A 15,860-nucleotide genomic window follows, 5' to 3' on the forward strand; every position below is an offset into this window, starting at 1 on the left:
TAAAAGCTTAATTTTATGCTTTGACTGGATTAAATATCCACGGCGTCTTTTGTTGCATTTGTTGTTCGTACGCATTAATCGCATCACTTTGCTGTAGAGTAAGCCCAATATCATCTAGTCCATTTAATAGGCAATGCTTACGAAAATCGTCAACTTCAAAACAGTATTCTTGTCCAGTTGGATCAATAACGACTTGTCTCTCCAAGTCTACACTTAACTCATAACCGTCATTTTTTAAAGTTTCTTTCATTAACTTATCGACAATTGCTTCCTCCAAAATAATGGGAAGCATGCCATTTTTAAAGCAATTATTGTAAAAAATATCAGCAAAACTTGGGGCAATGACCGTACGAAAACCATACTCGGACAACGCCCAAGGCGCATGCTCACGGCTAGAGCCACAGCCAAAATTCTTGCGGGCAAGTAAAATAACGGCATCTTGATAGCGTGGCTGATTTAGTACAAACTCTGGATTTATTGGACGCGTGCTGTTGTCCTGACCTGGGTAGCCTTCATCTAAATAACGCCAATCATCGAATAAGTTGACGCCAAAACCAGTACGCTTAATAGACTTCAAAAACTGTTTAGGGATAATTTGATCGGTATCGACGTTTGCGCGATCTAACGGACAGACGATACCCGTTTGAGTATTATAAGCTTGCATAATAATTCCTATCGTATTCTCAGTAGTGTTGGTAGATACTGTTTGGCAAAATCAACCCATGATGTATTATCGACACAAATGAATAATTTTATACAATCAGTATCAGACGCGTTGTGACGGATGCGCAGCTTAAACAACGCAATGGTCTATCAACTAAAAAGTACGTACATCCACAAAGTGACCAGCCAATGCAGCGGCGGCGGCCATCGCAGGACTGACCAAATGCGTACGTCCGCCAGTACCTTGACGACCCTCAAAGTTACGATTAGACGTCGAAGCACAGTGCTCTTCTGGTTCAAGCTTGTCTGCATTCATCGCAAGGCACATTGAACAACCTGGCTCTCGCCACTCAAAACCTGCATCAGTAAATAGCGTGTTTAACCCTTCGGCTTCGGCTTGCCGTTTCACTTGTCCAGAGCCTGCTACTACGATGGCTTCTTTGATCGTATCTGCAATTTTACGACCCTTAATCACTGCTGCTGCGTCCCGCAAATCCTCTATACGTGAGTTGGTACAAGAACCTATGAAGACCCGATCAAGTTGGATATCAGTAATCGGCTGACCTGCCTGCAACCCCATATAGGTATAAGCACGTAACCAACCCTCTTGCTGCGTTTCATCAGCAGCCTGATCAGGTGTGGGTACCGACTGAGTAATATCAACGACCATCTCAGGCGATGTGCCCCAAGACACTTGCGGGGCAATCTGACTACCATCAATCTCTATAATCGTATCAAACTTGGCATCGTCATCCGAATACAATGTACGCCAATAGGCCTCTGCTTGCTCCCACTGCTCATCAGTTGGCGCATAAGGACGACCTTTGACATAGTCAATCGTTGTGTCATCTACAGCTACCATACCCACGCGTGCGCCTGCCTCAATTGCCATATTGCAGACAGTCATGCGCCCCTCCATACTCATATCTTCAAATACTTTGCCTGCAAACTCAATGGCATGGCCGTTGCCACCAGCAGTCCCGATCTTGGCAATAATAGCAAGTACCACATCTTTTGAGGTCACGCCAGCACCAAGCTCACCATTCACACGGATTTGCATGTTTTTCATTTTTTTAGTGATTAAACACTGGGTTGCAAGCACATGCTCTACCTCAGAGGTACCGATGCCATGAGCAAGACAACCAAGTGCGCCATGAGTTGCAGTATGCGAATCACCACACACTACCGTCATACCTGGAAGTACCAAGCCTTGTTCAGGACCAACCACGTGCAAAATACCTTGACGAGTATCGTTAATGGTGAATTCAGCAATATCGAACTTAGCGCAGTTATCATCTAACGTTACAACCTGCAAACGCGATACCTTGTCTTTGATACCAGAGACTCCTTCAAGTCGCTCTTTGACCACTGTAGGTACGTTATGATCAGGACTAGCAATGTTAGCCGACAAACGCCATGGGGTACGATTAGCAAGCTCTAATCCTTCAAATGCCTGCGGACTTGTTACCTCATGCAATAAATGACGATCGATATAAATTAAGCTCGAACCATCATCGCGCTGTGTGACTTCATGCGCATTCCAAAGTTTGTCGTATAACGTGTAACCGGCCATGTTGCTATCCTTTGTTAATTGCTAATTGTCTATGATGAAATGCCACTGTATCTAGCGCATGCTAAACGTTCTTAGAAGCTTAAAGTTACTTATTTATACTTACAGTCTGCACTTACAGTTTACTTTGACAGCGATTGTTTTGTTCGGACGTCATTCATCGACAAGTTATCAAGCGATTAAAATAAAAACATCAAAAAGTACTTTGATACCTTGTGATTATAGCAGCCTAATTCTATAATAATAATTGATGATTTTTATCTATTCACAAACTTTTATTTCTAATATATAACGAATAGACAAGCCAACTTTTATTTATAGCTTATTTTGAAGCTAAGGACATCGGTGTGAATACCACTAATTTGACGACGTTTGTGACTGTTATGCAAACAGGTAGCATCTCAGGCGCAGCAGAAAAGCTATTTATCACTCAACCTGCTGTCAGTAAACGTATCAAAAACCTAGAGGACGAGTTCAATATCGTCCTTTTTGATACAGTAGGTCGAGGTATCGTACCGACTCAAGCAGCAAGTGAGATGCTACCACATGCCAAACGCTGGTTAGAAGATTATGAAAATTTTAAAATAAACTTGCAACACTCTAAGCAAATGGTCTCTGGCAAGTTGGTCATCGGTACAAGTCATCATATTGGTTTGCATCATCTTGCACCAGTACTAAAAGATTTTATCCAAAGTTATCCTGCTGTACAGCTCGAAGTCCATTTTGTGGATTCAGAAGAAGCGCACAAGGCGGTTCTTGATGGCAATTTGTCTTTGGCTTTTTTGACGTTACCACCTGTTTATGACAAGCGTCTAACCTATCATACATTGTGGTCAGATCCATTATATTTTATGACAGGTACGCTGTCGCCATTAGCCACAAAAACCAATGTAACTTTAGAGCAGTTGGCTCATTATCCTGCTATTCTGCCCTCTGCTAATACTTTTACCAGTCAAATTACTTTGGCTGAGTTCGCCAAACACAATTTAAAACCTTATGCGACAATGAGTACCAACCCTCTAGAATCCATTCGCATGCTCGTGTCAGTGGGACTTGGATGGTCTGTATTACCGCAAACGTTAATCAGTCAAGATTTAGAACGTATTAATATGGCCGATAATATCGAGCTACAGCGCTATCTAGGCGTCGTTATCAATCCAAAGCTTACACGCTCAAGTAGCGTTGAGGCACTGTTAGAATTGCTTGCTCCTATCGATTAGTAATGTGGCCTACTGAACATAGCTACCAATACAGTCAGCAAATAAATCTACCAAATAATGTTATTTGGTAGTTAACGGCCCACATAAAAAGCAGTGGTTCGCAATTATAACCTCTATACGTTATAATACGCTTAAGTTAATTTCGATAACATATAGTTACCATAACAGCACTGATAATTACCTATTGAATATTTTTAGTAAGTTACGATAGCCAATATACTTGTTTTGTTAATCGTTTATTTTAATTAAACGGTTTATTGATCATAGCTATTATTGTTACAGTTCTTGATAATGGTGCTTTATGTTTAATATTTACTAAATTCTACATATTTTATTCTAAACGAATAATATAGCTAATATGCAGAGTTGACAGTTTTAAATGATTGATTTTGTCCATAACGATTGATTAAAACGACTTAGAATAGGTAATTTAATTGATGGTTGATAATGCAACATTATCGGTAAAAACAGTATCAATCATATAAAACTATAAGTAAGTACTGACTATAGATGAATCCAAATAAATCAGATACATGGCTATCAAGCTGCTCAATGAAAAGTTGTTTTTCTTGCTTGTTGTGCCTACGCAGACAAATGCTGCGAAGAACAGCTTTTCATCTCACTGTATCGTTTTTATATAGGATTGACTATATAAGCAAAAAGCCATTTTGTTCTACTTAATGGCTTTTTTTGTCTTTATACATCATCTTTTGATCATAATATTTTATAGTTAAATATAATTAAAACCAACAATGTTGGTTAAGGACAGTTTATATGAATGGGATTTCTAGTGGCGTACTAATATCACTTGGCGCCTATTTTTTAGTAATGATTGGGATTGGCATTTACGCCTACTTTAAACAAGCAAACGACACTGAAGGCTATATGCTCGGCGGCCGTAACTTGGGTCCTGCTGTTACCGCTTTATCAGCAGGTGCATCAGATATGTCAGGCTGGCTATTACTAGGTTTACCTGGGTATATGTACGCTGACGGTGTGGTCAGTGTCTGGATTGCGCTTGGTTTAACGCTTGGTGCCTTATTAAACTACATTATCGTCGCCCCGCGTCTACGTGTTTATACCGAAGTTGCTGACAATGCAATTACTCTACCCGACTATTTTGCCAATCGCTTTGAAGACAAGTCGCACATGCTACGTGTCATATCAGCATTGGTTATTATCTTGTTCTTTACCGTTTATACTGCTGCAAGCTTAGTTGGCGGTGGTAAGCTTTTTGAGAGCTCACTCAATCTATCTTATAGCACAGGACTTTGGGTAACGGCTGGTGTTGTTGTCGCCTACACCTTATTTGGTGGTTTCTTAGCAGTTTCAATGACTGACTTTGTGCAAGGTATCATTATGTTATTTGCGATGGTCATCGTGCCGATCGTTGCCTTTACCGATCTTGGTGGCATTTCAGCTACTACACAAGCGGTTGGAAATATTGATACAAATCTGCTAAATGTTACTAGTGGTATGACTGTTATTGGTATCATCTCCTTGATGGCATGGGGGCTTGGTTATTTTGGTCAACCGCATATTATTGTACGTTTTATGGCTATTCGTTCAGTTAAAGATGTACCGACAGCACGTAATATTGGTATGAGCTGGATGGTCGTTAGTCTTATTGGTTCATTGATGACTGGTTTTGCTGGCCGTGCTTACGTACAAAAAACTGCTATGACTCTCGATGACCCCGAGACTATTTTCTTAGTATTTACGCAGTTTTTATTCCATCCATTGGTGTCAGGTTTCTTATTGGCTGCTATTTTAGCTGCTATTATGAGTACTATCTCATCTCAGCTATTGGTGGTATCAAGCTCTTTAACAAAAGATGTCTACAAATTATTCTTTGACAAAGATGCACCAGAAGCCCGTCAAGTATTGGTCGGTCGTATCTCAGTCATCGTCGTTGCTATCGTTGCTATTATACTAGCGTCTGATCCAGATAGCTCGGTATTGAACTTGGTTTCTAATGCTTGGGCAGGATTCGGTGCAGCGTTTGGACCGCTGGTTATCTTTAGTCTTACATGGCGCGGTATGAACCGTAATGGTGCCGTTGCTGGTATGGTTGTTGGTGCATTAACAGTTATTTTATGGGTATATGGTCCATTTGAGATGAATGGTATGGCACTGAATAGCTGGTTATATGCAATTGTCCCAGGCTTTATCTTAAGTACCATTGCTATCTTTGTAGTTAGTATGATGACTGGTGGTCCAAGACCTTCAGTATCTGCCAAATATAAAGAGATGGAGCTAAACTTAAATAAGTAAGCTTATACACTGTCCTATTGCTATAAAAAAACCTCGTCACTATTGGCGAGGTTTTTTGTTTTCAGTTTTTTATCGATAATGACTTACCTTACACAAGTCATTTTAGCGAATGACAAATTTATCTTGATTTATAGGATGGGTATTGGATTTATCTAATAAAACGGCAAAGTTTGTTAAGGCATGCGACCATTATTATTTTTACAATTATAAATTCTGTTCGAAATAAAATCGGTACATTACAATAACCATAAAAAAGCGACCTCTTATGGATCGCTTTTTTTATAAAATATAGTAAGACTTATAAGATAGGTTTTTTATGGTTAGATTAAAAATCTTGTTTCGCTTGGTATGATAGCTTCACACCGACGATATAACCGTCATTGTCGTCAAAGTCAGCAACGATTTTTTCGCTTGGCAGTTGACCTTGAGCATCACCGAACCATAAGTATTTTCCACCAGCTGAGACGGCCCATTCTGGAGTGACATTATACTTAGCGCCTAGACCCACACTATAGTAGCCTTCGATAGGACCTAATGATGTCGTTGGATCTCCAGCACCGCTATCCCAGCCAACTGTTCCACTAACGGCTAACGCAGGTGCTAAACGCTTGGCCAAGCCCAGCTCTACCTGCCACTGATCGTCGTCATAGTCGACCAAGTTTAAACCATCAGGACCATAGCTACGTTGACTAACCTCATTATATAATGGCGGTGTTATTTTAAAATCACCCCAAGGTACCCAGCGCACTTTTGCTGTAGCTAAAGTCGTTGGATTGATACCGGTTTGGAAATCAAAGTTGACCGATTCAGGAGTTGTGATTTCATATTTGCTGCTTCGATTGGCTGCGGCAGGATCACCAGCTAGAACGCCAGCTAGCGGATATGTTTCGGCTATATTCATATCATGGTCAATCTCAGAACGATACGTCAGTGCCGCTTTTAGAGCAATTTCAGGTTTGCTGTATGACATACCTGCGATCCAACCGTAATCCATGTCAGGGTTACTGTTTGAGGTATAACCAGTCGCTGGGCCATAAGCCAGTCCGCGCAGTTTTACTTCAGATTCAATACGCTGAGCGACCGGACCACCATATACTTGGAACTCTTTATTAGCACCGAACTTCATACCTAGAAGTCCTGTTAAGCTTTGGCTACGAACCTCTACATTGGTATTTTCACCTGCATTACCTGCCTCAGCTTGTGCAATTGCACCCACAAGAGTAAGATCTTCTATTTGTTGTACAATTGCGTTTCTTATTTCTTCGTTAGGCTCTTGTGCAGCTTGATTCGTCAAAGCTTGTATTGTAGGAGCAATAGTTTGAGCATTGACTTGACCACCTGATAACTGAGTGATAGAAGCATTGATATCGCCTTTTGAAACGAAATTACTATCACCAGTATACTCAGCAGCAGCACCAAATGGCTCATCATATAAAAGACCAATACTAAAGGTATCATTGATATCCGCTTTTACGCCATAACGAAAAAAATCATAAGATTCAGCAATATCGCCAGTGTCACCACCTTCAACATAAGTATTACTACTAGGCACATTATTAGCGCTATCTCTACCACTAACGTCGGCATCAATGTAAGTATAGACAGATTCGGCATAAACGCCATCTTGGAAGAAAGCAGTGACATCTTGACCCGAGCGATCAAGGCCAGCAGCGCTTGACACGCTGGCTACAGAAAGCGTTGCGATTGCTACCGCAAGTGTTTTTAAATGAAAGGTAGTGCGCATTGTATATCTCCAAACGTCCTCGTTGTTTTACCGTTTCTATAATCAGTAGGTCAGAATAATCTCCTTCCATACCTATTATTTAAACGGTCTCCTAATTTGAATAGTAATGGCTTTCTCACACTAAGACAACACTTAAAGCACTTTATTTCTCAAATATGACTGGACAGTTCTTAATTATTATTATGCACTTAATCGAATGTTATTGATATTCTTCTAACCGAATAACTTATGCATACCAATTTTTTGTCAACCAAATTTATACTGTCAAGAACGCTTTCAATAAATAAGTTTAATTTTAAAAAACCAATAAAAAAGCGACCCTTATTGGATCGCTTTTTTATCATTAAATAATAAGTATTAGGTGACTATTGCTACATAGAGATAGACGTGCAATTCTTAGCACTATTGCGCTTGGTAAGAAACTTTAACCCCTAGTAAATAACCGTCGTTGTCTTCAAAGTTGCTGACGATATCTTGGGTTGGTGTCTTACCTTTTGCATCACCAAACCATAAATACTTACCGCCTGCTGATACTGCCCAATTTTCGGTAACATTGTATTTGGCACCAAGACCTGCACTATAGTAGCCTTCGATAGGACCTAAAGACGTGACTGGGTCACCTGCTCCGCTATCCCACCCGATATTGCCTGTAACTGCTAATGCTGGTGTTAAGCGTTTGGCCAATCCAAGCTCAACAACCCATTGTTCATCATCATAGCTGACTAAATCTAAACCTTTGTCATCTCCAGTCAGAGCTTTACTAACTTCGTTGTAGTTTGGTGGTGTAATTGCAAAGTCGTCCCAAGGTACCCAGCGCACTTTTGCAGTCGCCAATGTCGTTGCATTAACACCTGTTTGGAAATCTAAATTGACTGATTTTGGTGTGGTAATCTCAATTGAATTACCAACACCTACATCAAAACTTTCGCCAATCTGGGTTTTGTGGTCAATTTCAGATCGATAAGTCAGGGCGGCTTTTAAAGCAATTTCAGGCTTGCTGTACGAAGCCCCAGCTAACCAACCATAATCTTGGCTAGGGTTGATATTCGCAGTATAGCCCGAAGCTGGACCATAAGCAGCACCACGTAGCTTTACATTAGCTTCTATGCGTTGCGCAACTGGGCCACCATACACTTGGAAGTTCTTGTTTTGACCAAACTTCATGCCCAGTATACCGGTTAGACTATGGCTACGTACCTCTACATTGGTCGCCTCACCTGCTGTATCTGCTGCCCCTTTTAGAATTTCTAGTTGAGCCAGCCCTTCTGCTATAGCTGGCTTAGCAGCGTCTGGTATATTTGGATTAGCTAGAGCGCCTTTAGCCTGAGCGATTGCACCATTTAGTGTTGCAACATTCGGAATGTCTCCTCCTGATCCACCTGCAACAATCGCATCAGCATCGTCGATTGAAACAAAGTTATTATCGCCACTGTAAAGAGCGGCAGCACCAAATGGCTCGTCGTATAACACGCCAATACTAAAGGTGTCATTAATAACGGTTTTTACACCATAACGAAAAAAGTCGTAAGATTCCGCAATATCATCTATTTTTTTGCCTTGTACATAGTTTTCATTATTAGAACGTACCACTGCATTGTCATGGCCTGTGACATCAGCATTAATATAGGTATAGACGGTTTCTGCATAAGTACCATCTTGTAAAAATGCAGTAACATCTTGGCCTGAGCGATCAAGACCAGCAGCGCTAGCAACGCTAGCAACAGAGAGAGCTGCAACAGCTACTGTGAGAGTTTTTAAGTGAAAAATTGCGCGCATTGTCTATCTCCAAACGTCCGCATTGTTTTACTACTTCGTCCTATGTAGACAAGTAAGCAGTATCCGAAGTCGAAGATAGTAAAGTTTTTGGCACACTAAAACAACTGAAAAAATATATTATTTCTCTTTTATGGCTAAATAGTCATAAAAGAGTGTTTTTATGTATATATATGAATATAATAGTTTAGAGAAATTGGTCTACTTTTATAGCTAGGTATAGCTATACGCGCTAGTAATGCGGTGGTCTATCTGCTATGACATCGAATGGTGCAATGCCGTCGTCAGTCCTCTGGCTTTCTACTTGCTTATAGACCAGTTGGAGCTGACGCTGTAACGTATGAATATGCTGGTCTTGACGAGCAATTACCTCATCAAGTCGCTCTACAGTCAATTCAAGATGCGCCATGCTCATTTGTAGATCGACCATGTGTGTTTGTAGTTCAGATAGTTCTATTGCATGATCCTTTTGGTTTGCATTATTCTTTGATGCTGTCTTCATACTTATCTCATTGTCATAATTATTTGTAGCATGGAGCTTATATTATAGGTCATTTATAGGGAACAAAGTATTAACATAGGAATCAAAACCATCTTGCTAAAGTTTTAATCATAATAGAGGTGATAAAAAGTCATTGCTTACATTAAAGTCATCTAGCAGCATGTTATACTGTTAACAATTTGGCAATATTCTTTAAACCTCTATTGTCCACTCATTGTTTTTATCACTATATATAAGCTTAAGATAATTTATGGCACTGATACATTTAAAAAACATTCATCTCGCCTTTGGCGTCGCCCCTGTCCTCGATGGTATTGATTTTAGCATTAATGAAGGTGAGCGCGTCTGTTTGATCGGCCGCAATGGTGAAGGTAAATCTACTTTATTCAAACTCATCAACGGCTCTTTACAGCCTGATAGTGGTGAAATCATCATCAATGGTAGTGCAAGCGTAGCGATGCTTGAGCAAGATGTACCTGAAACCAGTGGTAAGATACTCGACATCGTCATGGGTGGTAGCCGCCATACCGCTGATTTACTGATTAAATACAATCAGCAAACTGACCTATGCGCAAATGGCGATATGGATGCGTGCGAGCGTATGGCAACGTTGCAACATGATATCGACGCTGTGCATGGCTGGGATCTAGAGCGCGAAGCAAGGCGGTTAATTACAACGATGGGGCTTGATCCTGAAGATGACTTATCCTCTTTATCTGGTGGTCGTAAGCGCCGTGTGTTACTGGCACGGGCGTTAGTGACCAAGCCTGATATGCTCTTACTAGATGAGCCGACCAACCATTTAGACGTTGATAGTATTGAGTGGTTAGAGCGCTTCTTGCTTGACTGGCAAGGTCTGACTCTACTGTTTGTCACTCACGATAGAGCATTCGTTGATAAGCTTGCGACTCGCATTGTAGAGCTCGACCGCGGGCAGCTGACAAGCTATGATGTGACCCAGGGTGCAAAAGGTTATGCCCGTTACCAAGAACTCAAAGAGCAGCAGTTACTAGCAGAAGAAAAGAACAATGCCAATTTTGATAAAAAACTGGCGCAAGAAGAAGTATGGATTCGTCAAGGTATCAAAGCACGTCGTACTCGTAATGAAGGCCGCGTTCGTGAATTAAAAGCATTACGTGAAGAGCGTAGCGCACGCCGTGAGCAAGTTGGTAATGTTAATATCACCATGGGTGAAGGTGAAAAAAGTGGCAAGCTGGTCTGTAAAGTTAAAAACCTGCATTTAGAGTATGACGGTAATGTGTTGGTTGATAATTTTACAACCACTATTATGCGCGGTGACAAAATCGGCATCATAGGTCCAAATGGTGCAGGCAAAACCACACTTATTAAAGCCCTACTCGACATGTCTGATGATGAGGTAACCAAGACTGGTAGCGTTGAGCTTGGGACAAATTTGCAAATCGCTTTTTTTGATCAACTACGAGATCAGCTAGATCTTGAAGCAACTGTCGCTCAAAATGTATCAGAAGGCTCAGACTTTATCGAAGTTGGTGGTCGTAAAACCCACATCATGAGTTATTTACAAGATTTCTTATTTGCGCCTGAGCGTGCACGTACCCCGGTTAAAGCTCTATCAGGTGGTGAGCGTAATCGTGTCTTACTGGCCAAACAACTGCTAAAACCTGCCAACATCCTAGTGCTTGATGAGCCAACCAACGACCTAGATATGGCAACCCTTGAGCTATTAGAAGAGTCGGTCAGTAGTTTTAACGGTACCATTCTCCTTATTAGCCATGATCGCTCGTTTATGGACAATGTGGTCACCTCTACTTGGGTATTTGACCAAGACGAAGATGGCAAAGGTGTGGTTAAAGAGTATGTAGGTGGTTATCAAGAGTATTTGATACAGAAAAAACGTGTCCAAGCTGCTCATGCGGCCAAATCTGCGAACAAAGCCTCTGAAAATACCAAATCTACCAATAAGCCAGCAGTGGAAAACAAACCTAAAAAAACAACTAAAAAATTAAATTTTAACGAGCAGCGTGAGCTTGATAACCTACCAAAACAGATTGCTACTCTTGAGCAAGAACAAACTCAATTACAAGAGAAACTAGCGGATGGTTCATGGTTCACCGAAGACTTCGACGCTGCAACCGTTGCAAGCGAGCGCTTATTAGTGATCGAAGATGAGATGATGAATATGCTTGAACGTTGGGAAGCCCTTGAAAACAATTAGAGCATTGTTAAATTAGATCAGTCTACAAAAGCAACTTACCTAGGTTTATGAATAGACCATAGTAACAAATCATAAATAAGCAGGTTTGGATGGTTTGGAATACGTTTAGGTAAACCAAATGATAGTAAATCTATGGAAAGTTAGTGAACATTGCCCTAATTTCGAGTATCATTCTTGGTCTTTGAATATCCTTATTAATTTTAAGGTGATTATTGCAATCAGATTTTAATATAATGAGGTTTCAGCTTTGATTTGGCTGTGACTTTTTCATAAGACTATAGCTATAAACAATGTGCTGTCAGAGTCGTTTTATTTTTGACACATTAATTTATTTTATGACCAAAATAGCTTAGAATAGCAACAATTAGCAAAATTAGGCACAGCTAACGTGGCTTATATATTTGTATTGTAAATTTCTAAGTCACAAACCCAGTGTGGGATAATCCCATTTCATTCACCTGGAGGAAGTATTAATGAGCCAAGCCGAAGGCGTTAATGTACAACGTCGTAGAGTTCTTATTGCCTCGACTGCCGCAATTGGTGCAGCTGGGGTAGCTGCTGTAGCAACACCTTTTGTTCGTTCTTGGACCCCAAGTGCTAAAGCAGAAGCTGCCGGAGCGGCAGTTACTCAAGACATCAGTTCTGTCGAAGATGGACAAATGATCGTCGTCAAATATCGTGGCAAACCTATCTTTGTGGTTAAGCGTACTGAAGACATGATAGGTACGCTTGAATCAGTAAAACCGCTGTTATCTGACCCTGATTCTAGTGCATCGCTACAACCTGAATACTGTGTCAATCCTACTCGCTCTCTTGAACCGGGTATACTGGTGGTAGAAGGCGTTTGTACGCATTTGGGCTGTGCACCGAACTATCGTCCTGACGTTGGTGCAGCCGACTTAGGTGGCAATGACTGGTATGGTGGGTTTTTCTGTCCTTGTCACGGTTCTAAATACGACCTAGCGGGTCGTGTCTATAGTGGCGTTCCGGCACCGCTTAACTTACCCATCCCAGAATATAGTATGGATGGTACTATCTTGACGGTTGGGGAGGCTTAACATGAGTATGGGTAAAAAGTTAATGCATTGGGTGGACGCACGCTTTCCTGCGACCGAAACCTATGAATACCATATGTCAAAGTACTATGCGCCAAAGAATTTTAACTTTTGGTACTTTTTTGGCGTATTGTCGATGGTGGTATTGGTCAACCAATTGGTGACTGGTATTTGGCTTACGATGATGTACAACCCAAGTGCTGAGGGCGCGTTTGCGTCTGTTGAATATATCATGCGTGATGTGAAAGGCGGTTGGCTTATTCGCTATATGCATTCGACTGGTGCTTCAGCCTTCTTCGTTGTAGTCTACTTGCATATGTTCCGTGCCTTGCTTTATGGTTCATACCAAAAGCCTCGTGAGCTTATTTGGCTGATCGGGATGGGGATTTATTTGGCATTGATGGCTGAAGGTTTCTTTGGTTACCTACTGCCTTGGGGCAACATGTCATTTTGGGGTGCACAGGTTATCTTAAACCTTCCTGCCGCGCTTCCTGTGATTGGTGATGGCCTTGCTGAATGGGTTCGTGGTGATTATATTATCTCAGGTATCACGTTAAACCGTTTCTTTGCGCTACACGTCGTTGCTATTCCTCTAGTACTTGTGGGATTAGTCTTTATGCATATCGTTGCCTTACATCATGTGGGTTCAAACAACCCAGACGGTATCGATATTAAAAAGCTTAAAGATAAAAATGGTGTACCATTAGATGGTATTGAGTTCCATCCTTATTACACCGTGCATGACATGATCGGTATTGTTGTCTTCTTTATCTGTTTCTTTGCTGTAGTGTTCTTCTTCCCAGAAGGCGGCGGTTTCTTCCTAGAGCCACCAAACTTTGAAACAGCGAATTCACTAAAAACACCTGAACATATTGCACCTGTATGGTATTACACGCCCTTTTATGCAATCTTACGTGCTGTTCCAAATAAACTTGGCGGTGTTATTGCAATGGGTGGCGCAATTGCCGTGCTATTCTTAATACCATGGCTTGATAGATCACCAGTACGCTCTATACGTTATAAAGGTATCTTGTCTAAGATTGCATTAACTGTGTTTGCTATTAGCTTCATTGTACTGGGTTATTTAGGTGCTACGCCTGCGACACCAACTGCAACTATCATGGCCCGTGTCTTTACAATCTTGTATTTCTTGTTTTTCTTGTTGATGCCGATTTACACTGCTATCGAGAAGTGTAAACAGCCACCAGAACGTGTTACCGGAGGTCACTAATGAACACGCTAACAAAATCCTTAACAGGTTTAGGCTTAGGCGCGGCATTGACCTTGACTGCTGGTACGGCACTGGCAGCAGGCGGCGGCGGATGCGGGACTTTTGTCAATGCCGAAGGCGTTGAAGAACACTTAGCCTGTAGTACAGCGCCTATTGATTTTACCAATAAGGGCTCGCTACAAAACGGTGCAAAAATATTTATGAACTACTGTGCAGGGTGTCATTCTGCACAGTACGTCCGTCATTCGCGTATTGCTAAAGATCTTGAAATACCGCCTGAGCTTGTAGAAAAGTACTTGATGGTAACCACTGATCAAATCGGTGATCATATCAATGCTGAAATTGATCCTGAGATTCAAGCGTCATGGTTTGGTGCTGCACCACCAGATTTAACGCTTGAAACTAGACTGCGTGGTGATGATTGGGTTTATACATACTTACTATCGTTTTATGAAGATCCTAGCCGTCCTTGGGGGGCTAACAACTTAGTACTGGCAAATGCGGCCATGCCTCATGTATTGCATAATATGCAAGAAGAGTTAAGTGCTGAAGAATTCGAATCTGAAGTCGGTGACTTGGTGAATTTTATGGCATGGATGGCTGAACCTGCCCGTCATGACCGCCAAGTAATTGGTTTTTTTGTCATCTTATTCTTATTGGTACTACTCATTCCAGTTTACTTGCTTAATAAAGAGTTTTGGAAAGACGTAAAATAATAAAATAAGTAGACGTTAAAGATGTAGAAATTCAGTATAAACTAGGCACTACTTAGGTAGTGCCTTTTTTGCATTGTTTTAAAGTTCAATAAAATCTATCTTAAAAATAAAATAGACTTGCTGTGACCACATAAACTCTAGCAGTATATAATGTTTACGCACGCTACCTTGATAAACAGGGTAACTTTGTTTACGATTACAACCTCAACTATTAACATTAGGCTTTCATGATTGATGCGAACGACATTCCAAGTAGTCAGCTGATTTTATATGCTGATGATGGCTACGACAGTCATGTGGTACGCCTATTGCTTGAAGAGAAAAAGCTTGATTATTATTTGTCACGTCTACATTCAGAGCGTCCTGAAGATCTCACTGAATTAAACCCTTATCATACATTGCCTGTATTACAGCAGCGTGAGATTGCACTTTACGAGATTAACGTTATTTTTGAGTATTTAGAAGAACGTTATCACGCAAATAAGCTTTTACCTGATACGCCACAAGAGCGTGCACAGTTTCGCCAGTTGGCATGGCGTATTCAACATGATTGGTTGGTACTCGGTAAACGACTGCTTAGGCATCCAGATAGCTTTAATAAAACGCAAGCAGCCTTAGCTAAAAAGCAACTGGCTGATTCGTTGATTACCCTATCGCCATTATTCGCTCATAAATCATACTTTATGTCAGATGAATTTGGCTGGTGTGATGTACTATTAGCGCCCTTATTATGGCGACTTGATGAAATGGGTATCGAGCTACCACGTGCGATTAGTCGTCCTTTGGTAGACTATCAAACGCGCCTCTTTGAGCGTAATAGCTTTCAAAAAAGCATTCACTAATTAGACAACTCTATGCAGCTGTCCTAAAATAGCAACTGACCCAGTATAAGCTAAGTAAGCTTATCCTTATCCG

The 15,860-nt window shown here is 41.1% G+C and carries 12 protein-coding genes; 7 read left to right on the forward strand and 5 right to left on the reverse strand.

Annotated features, from left to right (window positions below):
* Window positions 1-13: 13 nt before the first annotated feature.
* On the reverse strand, window positions 14-664 hold the full coding sequence (leuD, locus tag Q0890_RS01460; protein WP_299216555.1) for a 3-isopropylmalate dehydratase small subunit: 651 nt from the start codon (window positions 662-664) through the stop codon (window positions 14-16).
* A gap of 153 nt (window positions 665-817) precedes the next feature.
* A complete protein-coding gene (gene leuC, locus Q0890_RS01465; RefSeq protein WP_299216557.1) occupies window positions 818-2,236 on the reverse strand; it encodes a 3-isopropylmalate dehydratase large subunit in 1,419 nt (472 codons plus the stop codon).
* 344 nt (window positions 2,237-2,580) lie between these two features.
* Between leuC and Q0890_RS01470 the strand changes: the two genes are divergently transcribed.
* Complete coding sequence (locus tag Q0890_RS01470; RefSeq protein WP_299216559.1) at window positions 2,581-3,453, forward strand: LysR family transcriptional regulator; 873 nt, start codon at window positions 2,581-2,583, stop codon at window positions 3,451-3,453.
* A gap of 774 nt (window positions 3,454-4,227) precedes the next feature.
* The gene (gene putP, locus Q0890_RS01475; protein ID WP_299216561.1) at window positions 4,228-5,727 is read left to right on the forward strand and encodes a sodium/proline symporter PutP; all 1,500 of its coding nucleotides are present in this window, start codon (window positions 4,228-4,230) and stop codon (window positions 5,725-5,727) included.
* Window positions 5,728-6,052: 325 nt separating this feature from the next.
* Here putP and Q0890_RS01480 read toward each other — a convergent pair whose 3' ends face one another.
* The 3 genes from Q0890_RS01480 to Q0890_RS01490 form a co-directional block, all read right to left on the reverse strand.
* Window positions 6,053-7,471, reverse strand: a complete 1,419-nt coding sequence (locus Q0890_RS01480) for an outer membrane protein transport protein (RefSeq protein WP_299216563.1) — start codon at window positions 7,469-7,471, stop codon at window positions 6,053-6,055.
* Window positions 7,472-7,873: 402 nt separating this feature from the next.
* Entirely contained in the window at window positions 7,874-9,247 is a 1,374-nt protein-coding gene (locus Q0890_RS01485; protein WP_299216565.1) for a hypothetical protein, read from the reverse strand.
* Between the two features lie 229 nt (window positions 9,248-9,476).
* Entirely contained in the window at window positions 9,477-9,746 is a 270-nt protein-coding gene (locus tag Q0890_RS01490) for a SlyX family protein (RefSeq protein ID WP_299216568.1), read from the reverse strand.
* Window positions 9,747-9,996: 250 nt separating this feature from the next.
* Here Q0890_RS01490 and Q0890_RS01495 point away from each other — a divergent pair, with 250 nt between their 5' ends.
* The 5 genes from Q0890_RS01495 (at window position 9,997) to Q0890_RS01515 (ending at window position 15,787) form a co-directional block, all read left to right on the forward strand.
* Window positions 9,997-11,943, forward strand: a complete 1,947-nt coding sequence (locus Q0890_RS01495; protein WP_299216571.1) for an ATP-binding cassette domain-containing protein — start codon at window positions 9,997-9,999, stop codon at window positions 11,941-11,943.
* A 473-nt stretch (window positions 11,944-12,416) separates the two neighbouring features.
* Complete coding sequence (gene petA, locus Q0890_RS01500; protein ID WP_299216574.1) at window positions 12,417-13,001, forward strand: ubiquinol-cytochrome c reductase iron-sulfur subunit; 585 nt, start codon at window positions 12,417-12,419, stop codon at window positions 12,999-13,001.
* Between the two features lie 22 nt (window positions 13,002-13,023).
* Window positions 13,024-14,229 (forward strand): cytochrome bc complex cytochrome b subunit, encoded by a 1,206-nt coding sequence (locus Q0890_RS01505; RefSeq protein ID WP_299217979.1) that lies wholly within the window; start codon window positions 13,024-13,026, stop codon window positions 14,227-14,229.
* Window positions 14,229-14,945, forward strand: a complete 717-nt coding sequence (locus tag Q0890_RS01510; protein WP_299216576.1) for a cytochrome c1 — start codon at window positions 14,229-14,231, stop codon at window positions 14,943-14,945. Before Q0890_RS01505 ends, Q0890_RS01510 begins: the two co-directional genes overlap by 1 nt.
* Before the next feature lie 227 nt (window positions 14,946-15,172).
* Window positions 15,173-15,787 (forward strand): glutathione S-transferase N-terminal domain-containing protein, encoded by a 615-nt coding sequence (locus Q0890_RS01515; RefSeq protein ID WP_299216579.1) that lies wholly within the window; start codon window positions 15,173-15,175, stop codon window positions 15,785-15,787.
* Window positions 15,788-15,860 lie beyond the last annotated feature (73 nt).

It is taken from the genome of uncultured Psychrobacter sp. (genome assembly GCF_947488565.1).
In the GTDB taxonomy this organism is placed as follows: Bacteria; Pseudomonadota; Gammaproteobacteria; order Pseudomonadales; family Moraxellaceae; genus Psychrobacter; species Psychrobacter saeujeotis.